The organism is Hymenobacter canadensis (assembly GCF_027359925.1).
Classification (GTDB): Bacteria; Bacteroidota; Bacteroidia; order Cytophagales; family Hymenobacteraceae; genus Hymenobacter; species Hymenobacter canadensis.
This window is the reverse complement of sequence record NZ_CP114767.1, coordinates 3,533,860-3,560,404: the sequence shown is the minus strand read 5'-3', so window position 1 is coordinate 3,560,404 and position 26,545 is coordinate 3,533,860. Positions and strand designations below refer to the sequence as shown.

At 60.4% G+C, this 26,545-nt stretch carries 17 protein-coding genes; 3 read left to right on the top strand and 14 right to left on the bottom strand.

What is annotated here, in order from left to right:
- Nucleotides 1-122 precede the first annotated feature (122 nt).
- Both O3303_RS15250 and O3303_RS15245 read right to left on the bottom strand, forming a co-directional pair.
- Nucleotides 123-509, bottom strand: coding sequence for a helix-turn-helix domain-containing protein (locus O3303_RS15250; protein ID WP_269559251.1), 387 nt, complete (start codon nt 507-509; stop codon nt 123-125).
- Between the two features lie 327 nt (nt 510-836).
- The gene (locus tag O3303_RS15245) at nt 837-1,688 is read right to left on the bottom strand and encodes a glycerophosphodiester phosphodiesterase family protein (RefSeq protein WP_269559250.1); all 852 of its coding nucleotides are present in this window, start codon (nt 1,686-1,688) and stop codon (nt 837-839) included.
- 118 nt (nt 1,689-1,806) lie between these two features.
- Between O3303_RS15245 and O3303_RS15240 the strand changes: the two genes are divergently transcribed.
- Nucleotides 1,807-2,430, top strand: a complete 624-nt coding sequence (locus O3303_RS15240; protein WP_269559249.1) for a DUF2939 domain-containing protein — start codon at nt 1,807-1,809, stop codon at nt 2,428-2,430.
- Between the two features lie 80 nt (nt 2,431-2,510).
- Here O3303_RS15240 and O3303_RS15235 read toward each other — a convergent pair whose 3' ends face one another.
- From O3303_RS15235 to O3303_RS15200, 8 genes are all read right to left on the bottom strand, one after another.
- Nucleotides 2,511-2,786 carry a PLD nuclease N-terminal domain-containing protein gene (locus O3303_RS15235; protein ID WP_269559248.1) on the bottom strand — a complete coding sequence of 92 codons (276 nt, stop codon included), beginning with the start codon at nt 2,784-2,786 and terminating at the stop codon, nt 2,511-2,513.
- An 89-nt stretch (nt 2,787-2,875) separates the two neighbouring features.
- Complete coding sequence (locus tag O3303_RS15230; RefSeq protein ID WP_269559247.1) at nt 2,876-3,529, bottom strand: rhomboid family intramembrane serine protease; 654 nt, start codon at nt 3,527-3,529, stop codon at nt 2,876-2,878.
- 226 nt (nt 3,530-3,755) lie between these two features.
- Nucleotides 3,756-4,727: a polyprenyl synthetase family protein gene (locus tag O3303_RS15225; RefSeq protein WP_269559246.1), complete on the bottom strand. Its 972-nt coding sequence runs from the start codon at nt 4,725-4,727 to the stop codon at nt 3,756-3,758.
- Nucleotides 4,728-4,933: 206 nt separating this feature from the next.
- Nucleotides 4,934-7,432: a ribonuclease R gene (gene rnr / locus O3303_RS15220; protein WP_269559245.1), complete on the bottom strand. Its 2,499-nt coding sequence runs from the start codon at nt 7,430-7,432 to the stop codon at nt 4,934-4,936.
- 309 nt (nt 7,433-7,741) lie between these two features.
- Nucleotides 7,742-9,766 carry an ABC transporter ATP-binding protein gene (locus O3303_RS15215; protein ID WP_269559244.1) on the bottom strand — a complete coding sequence of 675 codons (2,025 nt, stop codon included), beginning with the start codon at nt 9,764-9,766 and terminating at the stop codon, nt 7,742-7,744.
- Between the two features lie 213 nt (nt 9,767-9,979).
- Nucleotides 9,980-10,645 carry a lipoprotein signal peptidase gene (locus O3303_RS15210; protein WP_269559243.1) on the bottom strand — a complete coding sequence of 222 codons (666 nt, stop codon included), beginning with the start codon at nt 10,643-10,645 and terminating at the stop codon, nt 9,980-9,982.
- A 263-nt stretch (nt 10,646-10,908) separates the two neighbouring features.
- Complete coding sequence (gene ileS, locus O3303_RS15205) at nt 10,909-14,397, bottom strand: isoleucine--tRNA ligase (protein ID WP_269559242.1); 3,489 nt, start codon at nt 14,395-14,397, stop codon at nt 10,909-10,911.
- A gap of 167 nt (nt 14,398-14,564) precedes the next feature.
- Nucleotides 14,565-17,003 (bottom strand): efflux RND transporter permease subunit, encoded by a 2,439-nt coding sequence (locus O3303_RS15200; RefSeq protein WP_269559241.1) that lies wholly within the window; start codon nt 17,001-17,003, stop codon nt 14,565-14,567.
- Between the two features lie 236 nt (nt 17,004-17,239).
- On the opposite strand from O3303_RS15200, the gene O3303_RS15195 reads away from it, so the two are divergent.
- Complete coding sequence (locus O3303_RS15195) at nt 17,240-17,638, top strand: hypothetical protein (RefSeq protein ID WP_269559240.1); 399 nt, start codon at nt 17,240-17,242, stop codon at nt 17,636-17,638.
- A gap of 84 nt (nt 17,639-17,722) precedes the next feature.
- On the opposite strand, the gene O3303_RS15190 is transcribed toward O3303_RS15195, so the two are convergent.
- Nucleotides 17,723-20,830 carry a DUF7948 domain-containing protein gene (locus O3303_RS15190; protein WP_269559239.1) on the bottom strand — a complete coding sequence of 1,036 codons (3,108 nt, stop codon included), beginning with the start codon at nt 20,828-20,830 and terminating at the stop codon, nt 17,723-17,725.
- A 420-nt stretch (nt 20,831-21,250) separates the two neighbouring features.
- Complete coding sequence (locus O3303_RS15185) at nt 21,251-22,768, bottom strand: glycine--tRNA ligase (protein WP_269559238.1); 1,518 nt, start codon at nt 22,766-22,768, stop codon at nt 21,251-21,253.
- A gap of 364 nt (nt 22,769-23,132) precedes the next feature.
- Between O3303_RS15185 and O3303_RS15180 the strand changes: the two genes are divergently transcribed.
- Entirely contained in the window at nt 23,133-24,536 is a 1,404-nt protein-coding gene (locus O3303_RS15180) for an inorganic phosphate transporter (protein ID WP_269559237.1), read from the top strand.
- 205 nt (nt 24,537-24,741) lie between these two features.
- Here O3303_RS15180 and O3303_RS15175 read toward each other — a convergent pair whose 3' ends face one another.
- Both O3303_RS15175 and O3303_RS15170 read right to left on the bottom strand, forming a co-directional pair.
- Nucleotides 24,742-25,227 (bottom strand): hypothetical protein, encoded by a 486-nt coding sequence (locus O3303_RS15175; RefSeq protein ID WP_269559236.1) that lies wholly within the window; start codon nt 25,225-25,227, stop codon nt 24,742-24,744.
- Between the two features lie 201 nt (nt 25,228-25,428).
- Entirely contained in the window at nt 25,429-25,920 is a 492-nt protein-coding gene (locus O3303_RS15170) for a DUF4385 domain-containing protein (protein ID WP_269559235.1), read from the bottom strand.
- Between the last annotated feature and the right edge of the window lie 625 nt (nt 25,921-26,545).

The following is a 26,545-nucleotide window of genomic DNA, read 5'->3' as shown; positions in this document are numbered from 1 at the left end:
TGTGCTTCAGAGCCCTGCAGCCCCACCCATCTTCCCTCCTGCTTTCAGCTCTCCCACCTGTAGGCTTGAGGTTAAAATCCTACCGTAATACAGACAAAAATGTTTCACGTGGAACAATTTTGTCACCTAGGCCCATACACTTTCAACAGTAGTTCATTATAGGCTTCCAGCAGGGAAATGTACTTGGTCTGCAGAGCTAAAAGCTGTTTAGCGGTATCTGGCTCAGGTTGTGATACAGAAGCATCTCTATTTGTTACAATGGGCAAAGCTGTAACATCAGCCCGTTGTGTTACAAACGGCAAAGACACTTGCTGAACAACTGTAAAGTCGCTGGAAAAGTCGTGTCCGATAATATCTCCTACCTTCTTTACAAATCCGTAATCAAGTGTCTCTTCCTTGAATTTACGGTAGATGGTAGGCCGTGTAATACCCAGTCCATCCACAATACGTGTGATGGAAATACCGCTGTTTTTGATGGCCTCCTGGAGTATTTCGCCTTGATGTGGCATAGTAACGTTTCGTGTTTTGCTGGGTATGTAAATATGACAATTGTGTTTCATTTAACAATACTGACGAGACAAATACAGTTGCGTTACATGATACATGCTGATTGTACACTTGTTACATTATTGCACATTTTACACTTTACATATTATGCACTGTAACATCTTTACAGTGTTACAGTATTATTCCTGGCATTGCAGAAAAGTGCATTGTATGGGCGTTGAGAGGGTTATTACAAGCAAAAAGCACCTGTAACAAGTTGCTACAGGTGCTCTTTCTCCTTCACTACCAGATTCGGCTACGCCTGTGCCGTCCATAGGCACCTGTGGTTACTATGCCTGGGTATACAGCTGCAGTAATCGGTCGGGATAATCGGTGGTGATACCGGCTACACCGAGGGCTGTCAGGCGCCTCATATCGGCCGGATCATTCACTGTCCAGGGCACCAGTAGCAGGCCGTCCTGGGCGGCTTCGGTTACCAGTTGCGGCGTCACCAAGTCGTGGCACGGGCCATATACTTCCGGGACAAAACCGAGCTGCAGCAGGTGTTCGGTGAGGGGTACTTCGTCTTCCACGAGCAGGCACAGCGGCAGGCCCGGCAGTTGGCGCCGGGCCTCCTGCAGGATGCGTACGTCGAAGCACAGGAGCGTGGTGCGGCGCTCCAGATCCAGGCGGCACAGCTCGGCCAGGACCACCGCTACGTAGGCCGGCGGGGCCGGATGGAACAGGTTGTCGCCGGCCGGCTCGCTCTTCACTTCCAGGCTGAAACGGGGCGGTGCCTGGCCCAGCTCCCGGGCCAGCTGATCGGTGGCGGCCACTACTTCGCGGAGCAGCGGCTTGTGCGCCGGCAGGTTTTGCTGAGCCGGAAAAGCCGGGTGCTGCCGCCGCCCACAATCGTAGCGGCGGATCTGGGCGTAGGGCATTCGATAGAGATTGTGCTGCTGCTGGGTGGCCGCCGGGATAGGCTGGCCGGCGTGGTCGAGGCAGATGGCGGCGCTCATCCAGGGCTCGTGCGACACCACCACCTGCCCATCGGCCGACAGCACCACATCCAGTTCCAGCACGGTCACGCCCAGTCGCACGGCGTGCAGGAAAGCGGGCAGCGTATTCTCGGGAAAAAGGCCGCGGCAGCCCCGGTGGCCGTGTACCTCGGGGTGGGCTAAAGAAGCGTGGGAAGTAGGCATACGGGGCAGTACGCAGGGCCCGCCCGAATAGCTGCCGGCCGCCCGCATGCCGGGGCCGACCGTACCGCGAAAGACCAGCTGAATCCAGTATTTTCGCTGGTAACTTCTTCCCTCTTCTATGAAACGATTGATTCTTCTGGTCGTGTTGGCGGCGTTGGCCGTCGGCGGGTATCTCTATTATCAAAGCCTAAAGGCAAGCCCCAAATACGCGCTGATGCAGGCCGCCAATGCCGTGCGCACTCATGACATGGCCGACTTTGAGCGGTACGTAGACGTGAGCAGCGTGACGGGCAACCTCGTGGATCAGGTCACCAGCCAGGGCTCGGCGCTGGGGCTGCTGAACCCGGGCGGCATGATGTTTAAGGGCGCCCTACGGCTGCTGAAACCTCAGCTGGCCCAATCGGCGCGCCAGGAGCTGCAGCGCTACATCGAAACCGGTTCGGTGGAAGCGGCCGCCGCCGCCGCGCCCGACCGGCTGGTAAACGTGTCGGTGCTGGGGCTGGCAGGCAAAGTAGTAAGCTCCGACAGCCAGTTCAAGGACATTAAGTACGTGACCGAGCAGGGCGAGCAGGCGCTGGTAGGCCTGGAGTTCACGCAGCCCAAGTACGACACCACGCTGGTGGTGGAGCTGAAGATGCGTAACCAGGGCGACCATTGGCAGGTAAAGGAAATCACCAACACGGGAGAGCTGCTGAAGCACGTAGCCCGGCTGGAGAAGCAACGGCTCCTGAAAGGCTTGTAGTTAAACCGCAGCCCACCGCAAACAGAAAGCCCCGACACGAAACCGTGCCGGGGCTTTTCACTTACAAACGCTGCCTGAAACTAGCGACGACCTGAGAACAGGAAGTAGATGATGGAACCACCGAAGGGGAAGAACCAGATGATCAGGCCCCAGATGATCTTCTTGCCCGTCGACCAGTCCTGCTTGATCAGGCTCAGGAAAGCGGCTACGGCCAGAATGATGTAGAACACCCCGAAGATGGTGACGTTGCCATTGCTGCTGCGGCCGGCGCAGCTGCTGAGCAGCAGCGAGAAGGCCATGGCCAGGGAAAGCATCCCGACCGGCAGGCGGCGGGAAAGAGTTTTGAGTTTGTTCATGGGAGTAGAGAGTGTGTTTGAAGCCCGTTTACGGGTTGCCACTCAGAATAGATATACGTGGCAGAATATAAATTTTACAAGTCATTGATTTACAATATATTACTTAAATACAGTTGCACCTGCTGCCCAAAATTGAGGGCAGATGACGGTAGCAGAGCCAGCGTGACCAGCACACCATACAAAGCGCCATAAAAGTGAGCGTCGTGGTTGATGTTGTCGGCGCTGCGGCGGCTCATGTAGTAGGAATACGCCAGGTAGAGAAGTCCGAACACGAATGGCTGGATGGGAATCGGGAGCGGGAAGATGTAGATGCCGCCGCCGCCCGGTGCCACCGGAAACAGCAGCACGCTGGCAAACACCACCGACGATACCCCGCCCGAAGCCCCCAAGCTGTGGTAACCTGGGTTGTTGCGGTGGCGGAAAAACGTGGGCACCGACGACAGAATGATGCCGCCCAGGTACAGCAGCAGAAAGAACCCAATGCCCGCTCCCACTCCAAAGTTTACCACATATTGGCGCAGCACGATGGGGCTGAACGAATAGAAGGCAAACATATTAAACAGCAGGTGGGTCAGGTCGGCGTGCAGGAAACCGGAGGTGAGGAACCGGTACCACTGCTGCCGCTGCTGCATCAGGTAGGGGCTCAGAATCCAGCCATCGAGCAGCGCGCGGTTCGACCACGCGTACATCGAAATGCCGGCCGTGAGGGCTATCAGGATCAGAATGGGGTTGAGAAAGGACATGCGGGAGGAATAGAAGAGGAAATAAGCGCGTTTAAGGCGCGTCAGGCAACCGAAAGCCGCCTCTGGAACTTCCTAGCCCGGTAGAGCGCACGGAAGACGCTGAGGGGCCGGAAAAGCCGTGGTTTGTATGGCCGTGGCGTGGACTTCAGTCCGCAGACCATGTATACTGCGCCAATTGCCTACGCGGAGGGGCTGCGGACTGAAGTCCGCGCCACAAACCGATAGCCTAGCTTTCGCGCTCCAACAGCTGCAGGGCCAGATGGCGCAGGGGCTCCTTGCGGGCTGCTGGCACGCTCACGCGGTCCAGATGCTGCAAGGCATCCTCGAAGTAGTGGTTGATGCGGGCCTCGGTCTGGGGGCGGATAGCCAGCTCGTCGTAGAGGGCACGCACGGCCTGCACCTTGGCGTCGGCATTCGAGATGGGCTGGCCGATGTGGCGGGCCAGCTGGGCGCGCTGCGCGTCGTTGGCCTGGGTTTGGGCCGTGAGCAGCAGGAAGGTTTTCTTGTCGCTAAGGATGTCACCGCCCACACGCTTACCAAAGGTGGCGGCGTCGCCGTACACGTCGAGCAGGTCGTCGCGGAGCTGGAAGGCTATGCCGATGCCTTCGCCGAACAGGCGCAGGTGCTCAGCATCCTCCTCGGAAGCGCCACCGAGCCGGGCGCCCAGCTCCAGCGCGAAGCCCAGCAGAACGGCCGTTTTCAGCCGGATCATGTCAACGTACTGGTCGATGCTGACTTGGGTTTCCGTCTCGAAGTTCATGTCCCACTGCTGGCCTTCGCACACCTCGGCGGCCGTCTGGGAGAAGCGGCGCAGCATGGGCGCCAGCAGGGCGGGCGGCATGTCAAACAGCAGCTCGTAGGCCCGCACCAGCATCACGTCGCCGCTCAGGATGGCCACGTTGGGGTTCCACTTTTCGTGCACCGTGGGCTGGCCGCGGCGCAGCGGGGCCTGGTCCATGATGTCGTCGTGGAGCAGGGTGAAGTTGTGGAACACCTCCACGGCCAGGGCGGGCTTCAGGGCCACGTCCAGGGCATCGGTGTAGAGCTGGGCGCCCAGCAGCGTGAGCAGCGGCCGGATGCGCTTGCCACCAAGGGCCATGATGTAGCGGATGGGCTCGTAGAGGGCCGTGGGCTGGTCGCCGTAGTGCAGCTCGGCGAGGGCGGCCGTGAGTTTGTTGGAAAGGGCAGTCAGGTCCACAGAAACAGGTAAAGGTTCGGAGAGGAAAGGTACGGAAGAGTAGCTGAGTGGCTGAGTAGGCAGGCAACCATGAAAAACGCCTGTCATCCTGAGCAAAGCGAAGGACCTTATCACATCAGAACGGGCCGTTATGGCATCAACCGTTTCAACGTAATAAGGTCCTTCGCTTTGCTCAGGATGACAGGCGGCCCTGTGGCAGCACCCTCCTACCGGCGGCGCTTGCCTTTGTCGCCGCCGGGCCGACCTCCGCCGCCGCTGCTGCGCTCGGGGCGGTAACCGCGGGGCTTGCTGTTCTCGCGACGCTCCTGCAGCTCGCGCTGCTTCACGGCGTCGGGGCGGTTGTCCACCAGCTCGAAGTCGATGGTGCGGTCGAGCAGGTTAGCCGATTTCACGATAACCTGCAGCTCGTCGCCGAACTGAATGATGCGCTTGCTGCGCTGGCCCACGATGCGGTAGTTGTCGCGGTCCAGCTCGAAATGGTCGCCGGGAATCTCGCTCAGGCGCACCATGCCTTCGCACTTGTTCTCCTCGATTTCCACGTACATGCCGCGCTCCGTGAGGCCCGACACCACGCCGGTGAACGTCTCACCAATCACTTCGGACATGAACTCCACCTGCTTGTACTTAATGCTGGCGCGCTCGGCGGAGGCCGCCACTTTCTCACGCTCCGAGGAGTGCTTGCACTCTTCTTCCACGGGCTCCACGTCCACGTTCTTGCCGCCCTCTAGGTAGTGTTCCAGCAGGCGGTGCGCCATCATGTCGGGGTAGCGACGGATGGGTGAGGTGAAGTGCGAGTAGTGCTCGAAGGCCAGGCCGAAGTGGCCCAGCGGCTCGGTGGTATAGATGGCCTTGCTCATGGTGCGCACGGCCAGGGTCTGCAGGACGTTCTGCTCGGGCCGGCCCATCACCTCCATCGACAGGTCGTTGAGCTCAGTGCTGATCTTCTTGGGATTCGTCAGGTCGAGGCTGTGGCCGAATTTCTTGGCGAACAGCGCGAAGGTCTGCAGGCGGTCCGGGTCGGGGGCTTCGTGCACGCGGTACACCATCGTGAAGCGCGGCTTGCGGGCCTTGAGCTTGAACACGAACTCGGCCACCTTGCGGTTGGCAAGCAGCATAAACTCCTCAATCATCTTGTGCGCGTCCTTGCGCTCCTTCACGAACACGCCCAGCGGCTTGCCGTTCTCGTCGAGCCGGAACTTCACTTCCTGCGTCTCGAAGCTGATGGCGCCCTGCTTGAAGCGTTGCGCGCACAGCTTCTTGGCGATGCTGTTCATGAGCTGCACCTCGGCGGTGTAGTCCGACTCCAGCCCTTCGATGCGCTCCTGCGCATCTTCGTAAGCGAAGCGGCGGTCGGAGTGAATGATGGTTTTGCCGAACCACGACTCGTAGAGCTTGCCGTTTTCATCGAGCTCAAACACGGCCGAAAAGGTCAGCTTGTCCTCGTTGGGGCGCAGCGAGCAGAGGCCATTGGAGAGGCGCTCGGGCAGCATCGGAATCACGCGGTCCACGAGGTACACCGAGGTGGCGCGGTGCTTGGCCTCCTCTTCCAGCGCCGTGCCGGGCCGCACGTAGTGGGTCACGTCGGCGATGTGCACCCCGATTTCCCAGTGGCCGTTTTCCAGCTTCTGGATGCTCAGGGCATCGTCGAAGTCCTTGGCGTCGGCGGGGTCGATGGTGAAGGTGGTGATGTGGCGGAAGTCGCGGCGGCGCTCAATCTCGGAAGCCGGAATGGCTTCGGAAATGGACTCCGACTCTTCTTCCACTTCGGCCGAAAATTCAAACGGCAGACCGAACTCGGCCATGATGGCGTTTATCTCAGCCTCATTGGCGCCGGCCTGGCCGAAGCTGCGTACCACCTCGCCCATGGGCGAGCGGCTGGCATCCTCCGGAAACTCCGTGACGCGCACCAGCACCTTCTCGCCATCCACGGCGCCGTTCAGGTTCTCGAAGGGCACGAACACGTCGAAGTACATCTTGCGGTTGTCGGGCTTCACGAAGCCGATGCCGCCGCGCACCTGCAGGCGGCCCACCACCTCGGGGCGCACGCGCTGGAGCACTTCCACCACGTCGCCGACGGGGCGGCCGTCGCGGGAGCCGCGCAGGCGCAGGCGCACCGTGTCGCCCTGCATGGCAAAGCGCAGGCGGTCCGTGAACACGCGCACGTCGCTCTCACTTTCCTCGGAAATCACGAAGGCAAACTTGTCGGTGGCCAGCGCCACCTTGCCCACAATGGTATCGGCGTGGGAGTCGTGGCGGCGGCGCGAGTCGGTGGCATTATCGGCGTCGGGGAAGTCGAAGCCGGCCTCGCGGCGGCGGTGCACCAGCGGGTCCTGGCCAAACTCGGCCTCGGGGGAGCGGGCACTGCGGCGGGCGGGCGCGGCCTCGTTTCGGCGCGGGTTGCGGCCGGCGGCGGCGGTAGCCACGGGCGCAGCACCGGGGTCGGTGAGGCGGTACTCGTCGTTCTGCACCAGCGTCAGCAGGCCGGCTTTCTTCAGCGCCTTGAGGTGGCCGAATACTTCGTCGCGCTGCTCACGGGTCGTGACGCCCAGGCGGCGGGAAATCTGGCGGTAGGCCAGCACCTTCTCGGGATTATCGCGGAAGATGCGGAAGACCAGGTCCTGGGAAATGAGGGCAGCATCAGGGCTGCCGGGGGCTGCCTTCGCGCGGTCGGCGCGGGGGGCGGCGGAGTCGTCTTTTCTTTTCATTTAGAAAATGGGCGCCGCCAGTGGTTGTCGTTTTCGCAGGCGGCGGGGGTTGATAGCGGAAAACCCGTTGGGTTCTGAGTTGTCCTGGTTGAAGGTTTGGAAGCCTGGGTCAGGCTTCGAAAAGATGATACGGAATATATCAGGGAATAACTATTACGGGCGGGAAGTTGTAGCGTCATCTACCTGTCATCCTGAGCTTGCGGAGGATCCTATCAGGTTGGAACGGGTCGTTGGTATGGCTACTGTTTTAGCGTGATAAGGTCCTTCGCAAGCTCAGGATGACAAATAGATAACCGGCAGAAGCTAGGCTTACCCCCGGCTGGCCACGGCGGCGCGGATGTCGGCGGGGGTGTCTTTGGGGATGGCGGCCAGCAGCTGTTTGGTGTATTCGTGCTGGGGGTTGGCGTAGATGTCGGCGGCGGGTCCGCTTTCCACAATCCGGCCCTGACGCATCACCAGCAGCCGGTCGGACATGAAGCGGGCCACCGAGAGGTCGTGGGTAATGAACAGGTAGGTGATGCCGAACTCGCGCTTGAGGTCGTTGAGCAGGTTGAGCACCTGCGCCTGCACCGATACGTCGAGGGCCGACACGGATTCGTCGCAGATGATACACTTGGGCTGCAGGGCCAGGGCGCGCGCAATGCAGATGCGCTGGCGCTGGCCGCCGCTGAACTCGTGCGGGTAGCGCTGATACTGGGCTTCGGTGAGGCCCACGGTGCGCAGCAGCTCCAGCACCTGGGCCTTCTGCTCCTGGCGCGTGCCGCCCACGTTGTGCACACGCATGGGCTCCAGAATGGCTTCGCCCACGGTCATCATCGGGTTGAGGGCGGCGTAGGGGTCCTGAAACACCATCTGAAACTCGCGGCGGCGGCGGCGCAGCTGCTCGGCCGGCAGCTGTGCCAGGTCGATACCTTCGAACAGGATACTGCCCGAGGTTGGTTCCACCAGCCGCAGCAGCGCCCGGCCCAGCGTGGTCTTGCCGCAGCCCGACTCCCCCACCAGGCCCACCGTCTCGCCCGGATAGATGTCGAAGCTCACGCCATCCACGGCCCGCACAAACTCGGGCTTGCGGTTGAAGAAGCCCTTACGAATCGGGAAGTGCACGTTCAGGTTTTCGACCTGCAGCAAGGGAGCTGTGGTGCCACGTGTTGCCGAAGGCCTCGTGGTACCACTATCGTTGAACGAGGCAGCGGAGTTAGTGGCGGTGTCGTTCAACGGTAGTGGTACTACGAACCCCTCCGGGGAATTCGTAGCACCACTGGTGGCGCCACTGCTGGTCAGCAAGGGCTGGCCGGATTCCAGGCCAGGGGCCGTTTCCAGGCCAAATTCAGGGGTTTCGGGGCGTGAAACGCTATGTTCCACGGGGAACGTTTTGGTGGTTTCAACGCTGTTGTGAGAGGTTGAATCGGGGGCTTCACCTGCAAGACCATCAACTACTTGCACAATGTCAGTTTCAGTGCTGATAAAGCCTCCTTCGGCCGTTTCACGCATGAAATCAGCCACTACGGGAAGTTTTTTTCGCCCGACGGAAAGTTTTGGGCGGCAGGCCAGCAGGCCTTTGGTGTAGGGATGCTGCGGATTGGTGAAGATGTCGAGCACCGGGCCCTGCTCCACCACGCGGCCGCGGTACATCACCAGAATCCGGTCGGCAATTTCGGCCACCACACCCAGGTCGTGGGTGATGAAGATGACGGCGGTGTTGTGCTGGCGGCGCAGGTCGTCGATGAGGCGGAGCATGCGGGCCTGCACCGTCACGTCGAGGGCGGTGGTGGGCTCGTCGGCAATGAGGATGGCGGGGTTACAGGCCATAGCCATGGCAATCATCACGCGCTGCTTCTGGCCGCCACTGATTTCGTGGGGGTAGCTGGCGAAGATTTTCTCGGGGCGCGGCAGCTGAGCCATCGTGAACAGCTCCACGGTGCGGGCCTCGGCTTCTTTCTCGCTGAGCGAGGTATGCAGGCGCAGGGCTTCCACCACCTGGCTGCCGCAGGTATAGACCGGGTTCAGCGAGGTCATCGGCTCCTGAAAAATCATTCCGATGTCGTTGCCGCGCACCTGCTGCAGCTGCTTGTCCGTGAGCTGCAGCAAGTCCACCTCCCCCAGCGCCTCGCTCTGGAACCGCGCTTCGCCGCTCACAATCCGGCCGGGCGGCAGCGGAATCAGCCCCATCAGCGCTAGCGACGTCACCGACTTGCCCGAGCCCGACTCGCCCACGATGGCCAGCGTCTCGCCCCGGTGCAGGTCAAAGGAAACGTCCTGCACGGCCCGCGTGTTGCCGCGGTGGCTGTTGAAGTCGATGGTCAGGTTGCGAACGGAAAGGATGGGCTGGGGCATAGCAGATAGGCAGGCAAGTCGGTAAAGATACACAGCGCTTCATCTGTCATCCTGAGCTTGCGAAGGACCTTATCACGTCTGGATTACTATTGAACAACTTGCTCAGACGTGATAGGATCCTTCGCAAGCTCAGGATGACAGGCGGCGTATAAAACGGAAACGGCCCGCCGGAACAATTCCGGCGGGCCGCTTTCAGCCAATTAAAGGCAAAACCTACACCACTTCCGAGGCTTCGGCGTCGTGGCGGGCCTGGGCGGCGGCGGGGTCGTTGGCGGCCAAGGGGTGCGCTTTTTCGTCTTCGGTGCTGTAGAAACGGTTCTGGAACAGCAGAATCAGCACCACGCCCACGAAGATACTGGAGTCGGCGATGTTGAAGATGGGGAAGTCCGGAATCATCTGGCCACCGACCAGCGGCCACGAGGCGGGGAAGAAACCGTCGGGGAAATCCACGAAAATCATGTCAATCACCTGCCCGTGCAGCCAGGGCGTGGGGGCGCCGTACACCGTGAGGGCGGGGCCGTAGACAATGCCGTAGAAGATGGAATCGACGAGGTTGCCGATGGCACCGCCCAGAATCAGGGCGATGCAGAACATGAGGCCCTGGGGCGCGCGCTGCTGCCACAGCCGCCGGATGTAGTAGGCAATGCCCGTCACGGCCACCAGCCGGAACAGCGTGAGCAGCACCTTGCCGTAGGGCGCGGGCAGCTCCACTCCGAAGGCCATGCCCGGATTGGTGGTGTAGTGCAGCTTCAGCCAGTCGCCGAGCAGCGGTACTTCGCCAGGCATGCCGAGGGGCATGTAGCGGTGCACGGCCCACTTGGAGAGCTGATCAATGACGATGACCAGCACGGCCACCAGATAGTATTTCCAGTACTTCATTAGGGAGAAGTGAGAGGTTAGAAGTGAGAAGTGAGACGCCGCCCTGACGCTGTGTCAGGCCGGCAACCTCTCCCCTCTCGCAGCACAAAGTGACGCAGAATTTTAGACTTAGGCCTCGGAGCCGAAAGCCGGGCCGTTGCGCCGTTGGTATGTGTTTCGAGTGGCAGTTTATGCCGTTTTGAGCCAGATTCGGCAGCAGATTCCGGGCTTTGTGCGCCGGTGTGCCAACCGCCGTTTGGGAGGCGGCGGTTGGCACCTGAGGCTTAGGCAGTTGCTACGTTCAGCAGCACAGGCACGGAAAACTCGTCGAATTCCAGCACCGCGCCGCCGCTGATTTCCGGGGCGAAATCCAGGCTCAGGGCCTGCACTTCCTCCCGGATGTAGCCGCCGAACGACTGCACGGCGGCTTCCAGCTCGGGCTGCTGGCCCAGCGTCACGCGGATTTTGTCCTGCACTTCCAGGCCGCTGTCTTTGCGCAGGTTCTGGAGGCGGTTCACCAGCTCGCGGGCCACGCCTTCCTGGCGCAGCTCGTCGGTGAGGGTCACGTCGAGGGCCACGGTGAGCGGGCCGTCGGTGGCTACCAGCCAGCCGGGCAGGTCCTGGGTGCGGATTTCCACGTCGTCGGGGGCCAGGGTGTAGGCTTCGCCGTCGATTTCCACGGCCAGCTGGCCGGTTTTTTCGAGGGTGCTGATTTCCTTGGCGCTCATCTGCTGGATGCGGGCGCCCACGGCTTTCAGCTTGGCGCCGTACTGCTGGCCCAGGCGCTTGAAGTTGGGCTTCACCGATTTCACCAGCACGCCGCTGGCATCATCGAGGAACTCCACATGCTTCACGTTCACCTCGGCGCAGATCAGATCTTCCACCAGCGCCACCTGAGCGCGGGTCGAGTCGTTGAATACCGGCACCAGAATGCGCTGGAGCGGCTGGCGCACCTTCAGCACCGATTTCTTGCGGAGTGAGTGAGTGAGCGAAGAAATGCGCTGAGCCAGCTCCATGCGCTCCTCCAGGTCCTTATCGATACGGGCCTCATCGGCCTCTACCAGCAGGGTCAAATGCACCGATTCGGCGGCCAGCGGGGTCTTGCGCTCGATGGCTTCGGCGCGCATGCCGTTGGTCATGTTCTGGTAGAGCCACTCGGCGAAGAAGGGCGCAATCGGGGCCATGAGCTGCGACACTACCACCAGGCATTCCTGCAGGGTTTCGTAGGCGGCGCGCTTGTCGGCGGTCAGCTCGCCCTTCCAGAAGCGGCGGCGCGAAAGGCGCACGTGCCAGTTGGAGAGCTGGTCCGTCACGAAATCCTGGATGGCGCGGGCGGCCTTCGTAGGGTCGTAGCTGTCGTAGTGGCCGCGCACTTCGAGGATCAGCGACTGGAGTTTGCTGAGAATCCAGCGGTCCAGCTCGCTCAGCTCGGCGTGCGGCGTGCGGTCGAATTCGCGGGCCTGGAAGCCGTCGAGGTTGGCGTAGAGGGCGTAGAACGAGTAGGTGTTGAAGAGCGTGCCGAAGAAGCGGCGCTGCACCTCCGTGATACCGGCCACGTCGAATTTGAGGTTGTCCCAGGGCTGGGCGTTGGCAATCATGTACCAGCGCGTGGCATCGGGGCCGTACTGGCTGATGGTGGCAAACGGATCCACGGCGTTGCCGAGGCGCTTGCTCATCTTGTTGCCGTTCTTGTCGAGCACCAAGCCGTTGGCCATCACGTTTTTGTAGGCCACCGAGTCCTCCAGCATCACGGCCAGCGCGTGCAGCGTGAAGAACCAACCGCGGGTCTGGTCCACGCCTTCGGCAATGAAATCGGCCGGGAAGTTCTGCTTGAATTTCTCGCCGTTTTCCAGCGGGTAGTGCCACTGGGCGTAGGGCATGGCGCCGCTATCAAACCACACGTCGATGAGGTCGGTTTCGCGGTACATGGGCTGGCCCGAGGGCGACACCAGGAAGATGTCGTCCACGTAGGGCCGGTGCAGGTCGATTTTAGTGGTTTGGTCCGTAGAGCCGTTGGCCATTACCCAGTTGCCATCCACCAGCTGGTAGGGGTTGTGGGTCATGACTTCGGCGGCGACGGCCTTGTCGATTTCGGCGTTCAGCTGCTCGATGCTGCCGATGCAGATTTCCTCGGTGCCGTCCTGGGTGCGCCAGATGGGCAGGGGCGTGCCCCAGTAGCGCGAGCGGCTCAGGTTCCAGTCGACCAGGTTTTCCAGCCAGTTGCCGAAGCGGCCGGTGCCGGTGCTGGCAGGCTGCCAGTTGATGGTTTTGTTGAGCTCGATGAGCCGGTCTTTCACCGCCGTGGTCTTGATAAACCAGGAGTCGAGCGGGTAGTAGAGCACAGGCTTGTCGGTGCGCCAGCAGTGCGGGTAGGTATGCTCGTACTTCTCCACCTTGAAGGCCGTGCCGTCGCCTTTCATGCGGATGGCAATGCTTTCGTCGAGAGTTTTGTAGTCGGCTCCCGACTCGTCGTGGCCGTCGTAGTTCTTCACCCAGCGGCCGCCAAATTCGCCCATCTGGGCCACGTAGCGGCCCGTCCGGTCCACGATGGGGCCGAGCTTGCCTTCGTCGTCGGCTACCATCAGGGCGGGGACGCCGGCCAGCTGGGCTACCCGGAAGTCGTCGGCGCCAAACGTGGGCGAAATGTGCACGATGCCGGTGCCGTCCTCGGTGGTCACGAAGTCGCCGGGAATCACGCGGAAGGCGTTTTCCTCGTTTTCAAACGCCGGAAAGCCTTTGTCGTGGCCGAACAGCCGCTCGTAATTGATGCCCACGAGGTCGGCACCTTTGAAGGTGTTTTCGATGCGCCAGGGCAGCACTTTGTCGCCGGGCTTGAAGTCCTCAAACGAGGCCTCTTTGCCTTTCTCCGAGAAGTATTTGCCCACCAGCGCCTCCGCCAGCACCACCCGGATGGGCGCGTAGGTGTAGGGGTTGAAGGTGCTCACCAGCACGTACGGGATGTTCTTGCCCACGGCCAGCCCGGTGTTGGCGGGCAGGGTCCAGGGCGTCGTCGTCCAGGCCAGGATGAACACCTCGGGCTCTGATTCATTGTCGCCGTATAAAGCAGCCAGTGGCACTTCGTCGAGCTGCACATTGGCAAATAGCTTCTCCGACTTCTCATCCCGCTTCACCTTGAACTGCGCCACCACGGTGGTGTCTTTCACGTCCCGGTAGGTGCCCGGCTGGTTCAGCTCGTGCGAGGAAAGGCCGGTGCCGGCCGCCGGCGAGTAGGGCTGGATGGTGTAGCCTTTGTAGAGAAGGCCTTTGTCGTAGAGCTTCTTGAGCAGGGCCCAGCAGCTCTCAATGTACTCGGGCTCGAAGGTGATGTAGGGGTCGTCGAGGTCCACCCAATAGCCCATTTTCTCGGTGAGGTCGTCCCACTGGGCCTTGAAGCGCATCACGGTTTCGCGGCAGCGCTGGTTGTACTCCTCAATGCTGATTTTCTTACCGATATCCTCCTTCGTGATGCCCAGCTCCTTTTCTACCTGCAACTCGATGGGCAGGCCGTGGGTGTCCCAGCCGCCTTTGCGGTGCACCTGCTTGCCCAGCAGCGTCTGGTAGCGGCAGAAGATGTCCTTCACCGTCCGGGCCATTACGTGGTGAATGCCGGGGGCGCCGTTGGCCGAGGGCGGGCCCTCATAAAACACGAATGTGGGCTGCCCTTCGCGGGTGCTCACGCTCTTCTCAAAGATGCCGTTCTGCTTCCACCACGCCAGGATATCGGTGCCGACCTGGCCGTAGTTGAGCGGCTGCTTGAATTCGGGGTAGTTCATGTTGTCGGTGGGTGCTTTTCTAGCTCTAGTCGCCTCACCCCCTAGCCCCCTCTCCAAAGGGAGAGGGGGAACTAGAGCTAGAAGTAACTGGCTAGTGGAACTGATTTTTAGATTTTTAGGCTAGTTCCCCCTCTCCTTTTCGGAGAGGGGGTTAGGGGGTGAGGCGACTACGTGAGGCTTTTCGGCTGCACCTGCATCCTACTCAGGTTGAGTTCCAGGTCGTCGTCTTCCTCGTGGTAGTTGTCGTCGTAGTGCTTGATGCCCGACTGGTCGATGGTTTCCTCATCCACACCGTGCTCGAAGGTAACCAGCAGGCAGGGCAGCAGAATCAGGTTGGAGAAGTTGGTGATCAGGAGGCTGGCCGACATCAGCAAACCCAGGGCTTTGGTGCCGCCAAACTCCGAGAAGGCAAACACCGAAAAGCCCAGAAACAGCACAATGCTGGTGTAAATCATGCTGGTGCCAGCCTCCGAAAGCGTGGTGCTGATAGCGGCCTTCACCCGGCGCCCGTTCACGGCCATTTCCTGCCGGAACTTGGCTAGCAAGTGAATCGAGTTGTCGCCATCAATACCCAGCGCAATGCTGAAAATGAGGGCCGTGCTGGGCTTGAGCGGGATGCCGAAGTAGCCCATAATGCCGCCCGTGAGCAGCAGCGTGAAGAAGTTGGGCAGCAGCGTGAAGAACACCGCCCGGATGCTGCGGAACAGAATCAGCACCACCAGCCCTACCAGCGCAAACGCAATCAGCAGGCTTTCCTTGAGTGTGCCAATTAGGTATTCGTTGCCTTTGGTGAAGATGATGGTGGTGCCGGTCAGCTTCACGCTCATGCCGGTGCCGTTGAAAATCTTGTTGATTTCGGGCCGGATCTGGTTGTTGAGCAGCGTATCGAGGTTGTGGGAGCCGATATCGGCAATCTTCAGCGAGATACGGGCCTCGCGCATGGTGCTGTCGGTGAAGGAGCGCAGCAGCTTGCCAGTGAGCTGCCCATCCGAGCCCTCAGTGCTCTGCGAGCGGGCCAAGTAGCTGAACACGTAGTTCTTCTCCGAGTTGTCGGGCAGGCGGTAGAAATCGGGACTGCCGTTGTAGAACGCCTGGGTGGAAGCCTTCAGAAAGGTCACCACGCTCACGGGCGTAGTCAGCACGGGCTGGGTGCGCAGGTAGTTTTCCAGCCGGTCTATCTTCTCCAGGTTTTTGAGCTTGAGCAGGCCTTTGGGCTTGCCGGTGTCCACCACCATTTCCAGCGGCATCACGCCGTTGAAGTGCTGCTCGAAGAACTTGAGGTCGGAGTTCACCGACGAATCCTTGGGCAGATCATCGACCATGTAGCTCACCGAGCGCACCTTGCTCACGCCAAAACCAGCCAGCACCGCAAACACCAGCGCCGCAATGTAGACCGTGCGCCGGCGCTCCAGCACCAGATAGTCGAAGAACTCGAGCAGCTTCATCAGCGGCTTGGCTTCCAGGTGCTCCAGCTGCTTGGGCGTGGGCGGCGGCAGAATGGTGAACACAATGGGCATCAGAATAAACGATACCGCAAACGCCACGAAGATATTGATGGTGGCCACCGCCCCAAACTGGAACAGAATAGCAATGTTGGTGAAGCAGAACACCACGAAGCCGATGGCCGTGGTAGTGTTGTTCATCAAGGTAACCAGCCCGATTTTGCGCACCACCCGGGCCATGGCCAGCACCTGGTTGCCCGATTTGCGGTAGTCGTAGTGGTAGCGGCTGAGCAGGTAGGTGCAGTTTGGGATGCCGATAACGATGATGATGCTCGGAATCAGGCCCGTGAGCAGGTTGATTTTGTAGCCCATCAGCACCATCGAGCCGATGCACCACGTCACCACAATCAGCACAATCAGCAGCGGAAACACAACCGCCGACCACGTCCGGAAGAACATGAACAGCGTCAGGGCCATCATCACGATGGTGAGGCCCACGAACAGCTTCATTTCCGAGGCTACCTTGGTGGTCATCGTGGCCCGCACGTAGGGCAGGCCGGCGTAGTGCATCTTGATGCCCGTTTTCTGCTGGAACCGCTCGGCGTGGCCCAGAATTTCCTTCATCACCGCCTCGCGGCGGCTGGAGTTCAGGTACTTGGGGTCGAGAGTGAGGGCCAGCAGCGTGGCGCCGGTGGTGGGCGAAATCAGCTGGCCTTTGTACAGCTCCTGGGCATTCACCACCCGCATCAGCGAGTCCAGCTCCAGCTGGGTCTGGGGAAAGGTGCGGAAGACGGGCTCGGCCCGGAACGTCTGGGTAGTGGTGTCCTTCACCAGCCGCGGCAGGCGCGTAACGCCCAGCACGCCGTTTACGCCCTCCACCTTGCTAAGCGTGTCGGTGAGGGTGCGCAGCTCGTTGAAGTTGCCCAGCTGGTATACCGAGCTGTCCTGCATGCCCAGCACCAGCACGTTGCCATCCTCGCCAAACTGCCGCTTGAACTGCTGGAAGTACACCATGTCCGGGTCGGTGGGGCTCACTACCTGGGCAAAATCGTAGGTCATTTCGATTTTGCGGGCCTGCCAGCCCATGAACACCGTGATGAGGGCCAGCAGCCCTACCAACAGGCGGCGGTTCTTGATGACAAACAGGGCGAGGTTTCTCCACATAGGCCGGTAAAATGCAGCAAAGGTACGTAACCCCCGGCAGCTATCTGGTGAGGCTCAGCCATTAAACCCGGGCCATGTACAGCCCCGCGGCCCGGCCCGGCAATTGGCCAACTGCTTTTTACTTCTGCACTCGGGAACAATTTATAGTGTTTCTAGCGTAAGTATGCCGTCTACAGGCCGTTGCAGCGTTCAAAAATTGAATTATACCTCGCCGGGTGTAGTGTTTTTCTTTTGTCATGACCTTGTATAATTCCCCGGAAGCCTTGCTGACCTACAATCCGGTTTCCGAAACCTTGCTGCTGAGCTGCAGCACTCCTCACCTGTCGGCCGCCTTCAACCAGGCCTACCGCCGGGCCCTGGAAGAAATGCGCACCCAACACGTCGACAAACTGCTGCTGGACCTTAAGCGCGACGCTCCGCCCACCGACGAGGACGCCGAGCTGCTGCGCCCACTCACCAAAGCCCTGGCTGGCCACGCTACCCGGCCCCTGTTCATTGCGGCCGTCGTCTCGGAAGGGCAGTATCACCACCAGATCGACAGCCTGCTGGCCACTTCGCCCCTGCCGCCCGCGCAGGTGCAGTTCAACTACTTCACTTCCCGCCGCGACGCCACCCAGTGGCTGAGTGAAAACTAATTTCTGGTGCCTCACGCCCACAAAAAAGCCGCCCCGAACGCTGTTCGGGGCGGCTTTTTTGTAAATCTTTAGTTGCCGGTGGTATTAGCGCACTACTTCCACCCAGCCTTTCCAGCTTTCGCCGGTGTTGCTCTTGAGCTGGTAGAAATACACGCCGCCGGGCACGTTTTCCGGGCCCCAGCCCTGCGTGTAGTTGTTCTGCTCGAATACCTTTTTGCCCCAGCGGTTGAAAATCTGGATGTCCACCGGCTGCAGGGTCACGAAGGGCCTGAACGTATCGTTTTTGCCGTCGCCGTTGGGCGTAATAACGTTGGGCTTCTCTTCCTGAAAGATATTCACCGTCACGGTTCTGGCTTCCTCGCACTGGCCACTGGGGCCGTATCTGGCCGCCAGGCGCACCACGTAGGTACCGGGGCGGGTGTAGGTGTGGCTCGGGGCAGCGCCCGTACCGGTGGTACCGTCGCCGAAGTCCCAGACGTAGCTGCCCACAGCGGCCGTAGCCGTGCTGCTGAACGCCACGGGCACGCCGGTAAACTCATTCACTACGCCGGCCGCCGCCGTTACCTGCGGCCGCGGCGCCACCGATACCAGCACGGTGTCTTTGCCGGTGCAGCTGTTGGGGGTGGTGGCGGTGAGGATGTAGAACGTGCTGGCCGTAGGCGAGGCCACTACCGTGCGGCCCGTGGTGGTGTTGAGGCCCGTCGGCGGGAACCAGGCGTACGTCACGCCCGGGCCGGCATCCGGCACCGCCAGCGTCACGGAGCTGCCCTCGCAGATGGTGCGGTCGGGGCCGATGGCGGCGCGGGGCAGGCCATACACCACAATCGTATCCACGGAGGTAGCGCTCTGGATGCAGTTGGAAGGGTCCGTGACGGTGAGGCGGGCAATGTAGGTGCCGGGGGTGGAATACACCGTGCTGACCGTGGTGGTGGCGTTGCTGGAGGTCTGGCCGTTACCGAACGTCCAGTTGGTGGAAGTGCCGCTCACCGAAGGCCGGGTGAAGAACACGGTCAGCGGGGCGCAGCCGGTCCGGATCCGCGACCCGCCGGGCGTAGATGAGGCTGTGAAGGAGGCGTCCAGCTGCAGCACGTCAATCTTGAAGGCGGCGTTGTTCCAGCTGGAGTTGTTGGTGGCCGAGAAGCCGTTGGGCGTGATAGGCAGCGTAGCTGAGCCGCTGCCCACGCACATCGACTGGTAGATGATGCCTTTCTTGTCGAAGCGCGAGGTGCCGCCGTCTACGTGGCAGCTGCCGTTGCCGAAGTAGGTTCCGTACACGAGGCCGCTGGCATTGGCCGCCAGCTGCATGATGTAGAAGTAGCCGAAGCTGCCCGACGAACCTGCCGACGACGTCTGGATGGCGTTGGGCGTGACGGGCATGTTGGCCACGTTGCCCCCGAAGCCGGACAGCAAAATCTGCCCGCAGTTATCTACCAGGAAAGCCGTGGGCGAAATGTTGGTCCCGCCCGAGTTGCCGTTGCCGACCACCGTAGAAAAGCGGGTGGTCGTCAGCAGGCGGTTGATTTTGTGCAGGAACTGCAGACTGTTGGGGTTGGAATACACGCCCGTCGATACGGGGTAGGCCCCGTCGGTCTGCCCAAACAGGTACACCTCACCCTGGCGGTCAAGCTGCAGGAAATAGGCCTGGTCGTAGCCGGCCGTGCCGATATAGGAAGCCTGGAACAGGTCGTTGCCGGCCGCCGCAATCCGGGCCACAAAGCCGTCGGCACTGCCGCCGCGGTACTGCGGGTTGAGGCCGCCCACCGTGCCCGGGAAGTTGGTGCTGGTAGTGCCGCCGCTCACGAACACCGCGCCGGTGCTGTCTACCTGCACCGAGTAGGCCGCATCCTCGCCCGAGCCGCCCAGGAACGTGCTCCACGTCAGGCTGTTCAGGCTGGAGTTGAACTTGGCTACCACGGCATCAGAATTAGCGCCTTTAGTGCGCTGAAAGCCGTTGACTATCGGAAAGTTAGCCGACGAGGTCATCGTGGCCAGATAAATATTGCCCTGGGTGTCGGTCGTGACGTCGCCGCGGTAGGTGTCGTTGTAGTTTTTGTCGAGCGTACCGCTGATCTGGCCATCCACGCCGCTGCCGCCAAAGAAGGTGGAAGCCAGCAGCTGCGTGCCGGTTGGGTTGAGCTTCGACACCACAATGTCGGCGCCCGTGTTGAAGCTCACGTCGTAGGCATTGGTGGTGGTGGGGAAATCCGAGGAACTGGTGGTACCCAGAATCACAAGGTTACCGGCGGGGTCTACCACCATGCTGTGCGGATGGTCGTCGGAGGCGCCCCCGACGTAGGTAGCGTAGACGCGCGAAGCTGCCCGGGTGGTGGCCACCGGGTTGAACTTCATGATACCGTAGTCTTGGCTGGCGGCAAAGCTCACGTCGTAGGCGCCGGTGGTGGTGGGGTAGCCGGCGGCAAACACCACGCCGCCGGCGTACAGGTTGCCCTGCGCGTCGTAGGTGGCCGTGTAGCCGTAGTTGCTGGCCGTGGAGCCGGTATAAGACGAGTACACCAGAACCGGGTCGATGACCAGCGGCAGGGCGTGGTTGTAGTCCTGCGGGAAGCCAAACGAGAGGGTATTGTCGGCGCTCAGCACGTAGCGGCAGGCCACCGGCGTTTTGCGGCCGTTCTGCAGCTGGTACGCCACCGGGCTCTGCTCCAGCACGGTGCCCACCGAGGTAGTAACCTGCAAAGCGCCCTTCACGATGGCGAGCTTCTGCTGGCCTTCGTAGCGGAGCTTGATGCGGTTGGCATCGGCGCCGGGGGCCAGCTCGAAGTCGTATTCCAGCTGCTCCTCGTGGGTATAGAAGCGCAGGTTGGTACCGGGGTACAGCTCCTGGTAGCGCACCTCATTATAGGACGGCACGTTGCTGGCCCACTTGCTGCGGTCTTTGCCCAGGAAGTAGTTGCTGATTTCGCCGGTTTCGTCGCCGCCCTGCACCTGGGCCTGCATGTTGGCTCCCACAAACGACACCGAGTAGGCATGCGCCCTGATGCGGTGGTCGCGCCCGTCGGGCTTGCAGTGGTGCAGCTCCTCCACGGCCTTGGTGTCGTAGAGGGTTTGCAGCAGCCGGCCGCGCTCCAGGTACAGGCGGCCGCCGGGCACATCGGTAGCAAACAGCACGGGGCGCGCCCACTGCTTGCGGTTGGCCACAAACTGCAGGTGGCGGCCTTCGGTAGGAGCGGCCACTCTGCCGGGAGCTTCCGCCGCTACAGCCGGCGCCGCCGCCAGTAGCCCCAGCGCCGCAAGCAGCCCTTGAAACGCAGAAAAACGGTACCCTGAATTAGTAGAAATTCCCATCTAAAAAATTTATGTGTTGGACGAAAGACGATGAAACAGGCTGAAAACCAACCGCTGACCCGAAGACGTGCAGGAACGGCAAGCAGAAACCAGTTAGCAAAAGAACTTCCACCAAGTAAGCAATATTCTTCCCGAATGCCCACAAGCCAGTAGCTATTTTACAGGAAAAATTTCAACTTATCCAACTGTAAATGAGCTTCTAACTTCGTATGGCAACTTTTCCGGCCGGAATTTTCGGGCATAAAAAAATCCCCACGCTGCTCACACAACGCGGGGATTTTTTATGCCCGAATACTATTCAGCCAACTTCTACAGCTGCTCGAAAATGCGCGACAGACTCACGGCCTCCCCGATGTAGCTTTTCAGCTCCGAGATGGGCATGCGGGTCTGCTCGCGGGAGTCGCGGTGGCGCACGGTCACGGTGTTGTCTTCCAGCGTCTGGCCGTCTACCACAATGCAGAACGGCGTGCCGATGAGGTCCTGGCGGGTGTAGCGCTTGCCGATGGCGTCGCGTTCCTCCATCACCACCCGGAAATCGAAGCGCAGGGTGTTGAAGATTTCCTCGGCCTTTTCGGGCATGCCGTCCTTTTTCACGAGCGGGAAAATGGCGGCCTTGATGGGGGCCACGGCCGGGTGCAGCTTCAGGAAGGTGCGGGTTTTGGTCTGCTCCTTCTCGCCTTCGCCCTCCGTGATGGTTTCCTCGGTGTAGGCCTGGCAGAGCGTGGCCAGGAACAGGCGGTCGGCGCCTACGCTGGTTTCCACCACGTAGGGCACGTAGTTGCCGTAAGGCTTGCCGGTTTCGGGGTTTACGTCGGCGTCGAAGTACTGCTGCTTCTTGCGGCTGAGCTCCTGGTGCTGGGTCAGGTCGAAGTCGGAGCGGGAGTGGATGCCCTCGATTTCCTTGAAGCCAAACGGGAATTCGTACTCAATGTCCACGGCAGCCTTGGCGTAGTGGGCCAGTTTATCGTGGTCGTGGAAGCGGAGCTTGGCGGCGGGCAGGCCCATCACCTCGTGCCAGCGGCGGCGGGTGGCTTTCCAGGTGTCGTACCACTCGCCCTCGGTGCCGGGCCGCACGAAGAACTGCATTTCCATCTGCTCGAACTCCCGCATGCGGAAGATGAACTGCCGGGCCACAATCTCGTTGCGGAAGGCCTTGCCGATCTGGGCAATGCCGAACGGCACCTTCTGCCGCGCCGACTTCTGCACGTTCAGGAAGTTGACGAAGATGCCCTGGGCCGTCTCGGGGCGCAGGTAAATCTTGCTGGAATCTTCGGCCACGGCCCCAATCTGGGTCGAGAACATCAGGTTGAACTGGCGCACGTCGGTCCAGTTGCTGGTTTTGGAAACCGGGCAGATGATTTTCTCATCAATGATGAGCTGCTTCACGCCAGCCAGATCCTCGCTGGTGAGCAGACGGCCCATTTCGGCCAGCAGGGTTTCGGCGCGGGCCAGCTCGCCGTTCTTTTCGTACTCGGCGGCTTTGTCTTCAAGCAGCACGTCGGCGCGGTAGCGCTTCTTGCTGTCGAGGTTGTCGATCATGGGGTCGGAGAAGCCGTCGATGTGGCCGGAAGCTTTCCAGGTGAGCGGGTGCATGAAGATGGCCGCGTCGATGCCCACCACGTTCTGGTGAAGCTGGGTCATGGCCTTCCACCAGAGCTGCTTGAGGTTGTTTTTGAGCTCCACGCCGTTGGGGCCGTAGTCGTAGACGGCGGCCAGGCCGTCGTAGATTTCCGAGGAAGGGAATACGAAGCCGTATTCCTTGGCGTGCGACACGATATCGGCCAGGGTGCTTTCGGTGGTGGCGGCGGGTTTCTGCTCGTTGCTCATGCTTTATAGAGAAGTAAGAGGCGTCGGCTGTCATTCCGACGAAGGAGGAATCTCGCTGGTGTAGCGTAATCAGTTACCCCACTAGCGAGATTCCTCCTTCGTCGGAATGACAGCCGCTCCGGGCAAAAGTAGCTAAAGCCGACGCTAGTAGCCTAGCCGCCGCGGCCGAAGAAGCGCTGGCGGGGTGCCAGCCAGTAATTTAGCAGTTGCCGAATATTCGGGCTAACCCCGTACGCCTTCCTGCGTTTAGCGCCTCAAATGGGAGTCGCCCGGATAGTGCCGTAACAATTTCATAATCTTGCGGCCCCTAAGGGCACATCTACCTTTGGATGATGAAAACCGTCTTTTCACCAATTCCCTTCTTATGTTTGGCTTAGAGCCTCACGTGCTGCTGCTACTGGCTACCTGTCTGGTGGCGGCCTGCGCGTTCGAATTTGTCAATGGCTTCCACGACACGGCCAACGCCGTGGCCACGGTCATTTACACCAATGCCCTGCGGCCCTGGGTGGCGGTTATCTGGTCGGCGTTCTGGAACTTCATCGGCGTGTTTTCCGGCGGCATTGCCGTGGCCATGGGCATCGTGTACCTGCTGCCCGTGGAGAGTCTCGTCGATCAGAACGTCTACCACGGCATTGCCATGGTGGGGGCCCTGATTCTGGGGGCCATCATCTGGAACGTGGGCACCTGGTACTACGGCCTGCCCTCGTCGTCGTCGCATGCCCTGATTGGCTCCATTCTGGGGGTGGGCATTGCCTTCAGCCTCCTGCCCGGCTCGCAGAACGCGGCCGTTAACTGGAGCAAGGCTGGCGAAACGGGCATTGCCCTGCTCATCGGGCCGCTGTTCGGCTTCTCGCTCACCATCATCATGATGTTTTTGCTGAAGCGCTTCGTACGCAACAAGTCCATCTTTAAGGAGCCTAATAAGCACAAGCCACCGCCCATCTGGATCCGCTTGATCCTGATTGCCACCTGCACGTTGGTGAGCTTTTTCCACGGCTCCAACGACGGCCAGAAAGGCGTGGGCCTGATCATGCTGATCCTGATCGGTATCGTGCCCACCTATTTCGCCCTCGACAACGGTAAGAACCCGCTGGACATGCGCGACTCGCTGGTGAAGATTGAGCAGGTGATGGCCAAAGTAAACCCCCGTGAGCTGAGCCCCGCCGACCAGAAGATGCTGGCCGAAATCAAGAGCCAGACCGACACGCTCGACGCCATCTTCGCCGGCAAAACCAGCGTGGCCCAGCTGCCGCAGGACGCCCGCTTCCAGATTCGCAAAGGCATCCTGCTGACTTCGAACCGCGCTAAGAAGCTGCTCGGTAGCGAGCGGGTGAGTTTGAGCACCGCCGACCGCGCCACCTACGACGGCGCCATTGCCAACATGAAATCCTTCACCGACTACGCCCCCTTCTGGGTGCTGCTGGCCGTGTCGCTGTCGTTGGCCTGCGGCACCATGATTGGCTGGCAGCGCATCGTGACAACCATTGGTGAGCGGATCGGCAAGGAGCACCTGACCTACGCGCAGGGCGCGTCGTCGGAGCTGGTGGCCGCCGCCATGATTGGGGTGAGCACCGCCTACGGCCTGCCCGCTTCTACCACGCACGTGCTGTCGTCGGCCATTGCCGGCTCCATGGTCGCCAACCGCGGCATCAAGAACCTGAACCCACAGATGGTGCGCAACATTGCCCTGGCCTGGGTGCTCACGCTGCCCGTAACGATGGCCCTGTCAGGCGGTTTGTTCCTGCTGTTCCGCGCTATTCTGGGCTAGCAGCCACCGGTACGTTTCCTGCCTTAATACAAAAAAGCCGCTCTTTTGCAAGAGCGGCTTTTTTATGTTCTGCTTTTCGGGCATCCGGCAAAATGAGGATAACTCCGGACTGAACGTAGTATAGCAAGAGCTAAATACTTACAAAATCAGCCACTTATCCACTTATCAACACAAGTTTCATTGCATTTTGTGGATAACCCTGCTTTTAGGCAGGCCACTGTACGTCAAGGTCTTCGGATATGAACACCCCGAAGTTGACAAACTGCAGCTCGTTGTCATCAAAGTAAAGGTCAATCATTTCCTTCTCGTAGGAAATGCGCATTTCACCAGTATCCATCTTCTCCGTCTCGCTGGCTTCGTGGCCGTGGCGGCTCATGAGGGCCTGGATTTCGTCAGGCGTTTTGCCGTGGATGTTCTCGCCGTAGAGGCGCATGCCAGGGTGGTCGGTTTCGATGCAGCTCAGGCGGAAGTCGTCTTCGCGGTCGAAGTACAGCGAGTAGCCTTCCTCGAGGTAGTTCCAGGCTTGGTGCTCAAATTCGTCGTCGTCTTCCGACTCTTCGATTTCTTCAGGCTCACCCATCAGGGCGCGCACCTCGTCCATGGTGGCCCCGAAGCGGAGCGGGCCCATGCCGGTGCCCAGGGTAATTTCGTTTTCGTCGAGGCTCTGGGGCGTTGCGTTTGTGGGAGTCATAGCGCTTTGGTTGGGGGTATTTCTTGAAGAAAGTAAAGGTAGGAGGTTGAGGGTTGATAAGTGGCGGCGGCCTGGTAGGTGCGGGGGGAATACCTGCTTACCGAGGCACCTCGCGGGCGCAGTCGGGGCCGGCTTTGTTTGCCAGCAGCAACTACCGGCCACCTATCAACATTACGCACTGGCTTATCAACATTACACGGCTCATTTCCCGTAGCGGGCTTCGAAGTCGGCGCGCTGCTGCACGTAGTCGGGGTGGATTTTGGCCTGGTCCCATTTGCGCTTGAAGATGGCGGCGGCTTCAGCTTTTTCCGGATCCTCGGGCGAGCGGGGCAGTTCCTCGCGGCCGTGGGCCCCGCTCTGGCCCTTCTTATCGGCCGGCACGGGCCCCGCGTACTTTTTACCGCCCTGGTGGTTGGCGTAGCGCCGGGCACGCGTGAAGCCCATCTGCAGGAACTTCCGGGCCATGTCGGCCCCCACGAAGTCGTGGGCCTTCAGATAGTCCTCAAACAAGCCGTAGATAGTCTCCGACGACTCCCGGGCCACTGCCGGCGTGCGGAAGCGCCAGTGGGGCAGAATTTCGCTCTTGTAGGGTTCTACCAGCAGCACGCCCTGCTCGCCCTTTCCCACGCGGTACAGCTCGGGCTGCTCGCGCAGGTTGAGGTGCCGGAAATCCTGGTCGTAGTTGAAGGGCATGGCGGGAGAGGTTGCCCGTTGTATACGGCGGCCGCGGCTCCCAGAGTTTCCGGCGCGCCGGATTTGATTTTCCTCCGGCCCATTTGAAACGCAGAACCGTAGGCCTCTTTTTTTTTGAGGGCCGGCCGGGTTGTCCACAGGGTTAATAACTTTTTAAAAGAAGAAATTTTAAGAAATCTTTTTAATCTCCATCGTTAGGGCTGTGCATAAGTGGACAATCGGCGGGAGTAATCCACAGCGCGGATAACTTGTGTACAGCTTCGGGTTTATGCACCGTCTATCAACAGGGTGTGTGGATAGTAAATTACTGATAGTAAGAAACATAACTATCTTTTTAACAATCCACATAGCTTATCCACTAATCCACAATCCACAGCCAGCAGGGTGTGTGGATTGTGGTGAAAACCGGGGGAAGTTATCCACCCTTATCCACGCGGTGTGGATAGGAGAATGGGGGTGTAGGGGCGGCCAGAAACGCAAAAAAACTTATCCTGATTTTCTCCACGCGTTATCCCCAGGTTGCGGTAGTATTATCCACAGGTTAAGCCGTTTAGCCAGATGCCGGTGGAAAAGGCTGTGCAAAACCTGTGGACAAAGAGGAGAAAACCCGCTCAGTGACTGGAAC

What these genes read in the sequence shown, in the direction of transcription:
- O3303_RS15195 (WP_269559240.1), top strand. Translation starts at nt 17,240, where the DNA reads ATGACCTTGTATAATTCCCCGGAAGCCTTGCTGACCTACAATCCGGTT.
- O3303_RS15210 (WP_269559243.1), bottom strand. Translation starts at nt 10,645, where the DNA reads ATGAAGTACTGGAAATACTATCTGGTGGCCGTGCTGGTCATCGTCATT.
- O3303_RS15185 (WP_269559238.1), bottom strand. Translation starts at nt 22,768, where the DNA reads ATGAGCAACGAGCAGAAACCCGCCGCCACCACCGAAAGCACCCTGGCC.
- O3303_RS15245 (WP_269559250.1), bottom strand. Translation starts at nt 1,688, where the DNA reads ATGCCTACTTCCCACGCTTCTTTAGCCCACCCCGAGGTACACGGCCAC.
- rnr (WP_269559245.1), bottom strand. Translation starts at nt 7,432, where the DNA reads ATGAAAAGAAAAGACGACTCCGCCGCCCCCCGCGCCGACCGCGCGAAG.
- O3303_RS15235 (WP_269559248.1), bottom strand. Translation starts at nt 2,786, where the DNA reads ATGAACAAACTCAAAACTCTTTCCCGCCGCCTGCCGGTCGGGATGCTT.
- O3303_RS15250 (WP_269559251.1), bottom strand. Translation starts at nt 509, where the DNA reads ATGCCACATCAAGGCGAAATACTCCAGGAGGCCATCAAAAACAGCGGT.
- O3303_RS15170 (WP_269559235.1), bottom strand. Translation starts at nt 25,920, where the DNA reads ATGCCCTTCAACTACGACCAGGATTTCCGGCACCTCAACCTGCGCGAG.
- O3303_RS15230 (WP_269559247.1), bottom strand. Translation starts at nt 3,529, where the DNA reads ATGTCCTTTCTCAACCCCATTCTGATCCTGATAGCCCTCACGGCCGGC.
- O3303_RS15200 (WP_269559241.1), bottom strand. Translation starts at nt 17,003, where the DNA reads ATGTGGAGAAACCTCGCCCTGTTTGTCATCAAGAACCGCCGCCTGTTG.
- O3303_RS15215 (WP_269559244.1), bottom strand. Translation starts at nt 9,766, where the DNA reads ATGCCCCAGCCCATCCTTTCCGTTCGCAACCTGACCATCGACTTCAAC.
- O3303_RS15180 (WP_269559237.1), top strand. Translation starts at nt 23,133, where the DNA reads ATGTTTGGCTTAGAGCCTCACGTGCTGCTGCTACTGGCTACCTGTCTG.
- ileS (WP_269559242.1), bottom strand. Translation starts at nt 14,397, where the DNA reads ATGAACTACCCCGAATTCAAGCAGCCGCTCAACTACGGCCAGGTCGGC.
- O3303_RS15175 (WP_269559236.1), bottom strand. Translation starts at nt 25,227, where the DNA reads ATGACTCCCACAAACGCAACGCCCCAGAGCCTCGACGAAAACGAAATT.
- O3303_RS15240 (WP_269559249.1), top strand. Translation starts at nt 1,807, where the DNA reads ATGAAACGATTGATTCTTCTGGTCGTGTTGGCGGCGTTGGCCGTCGGC.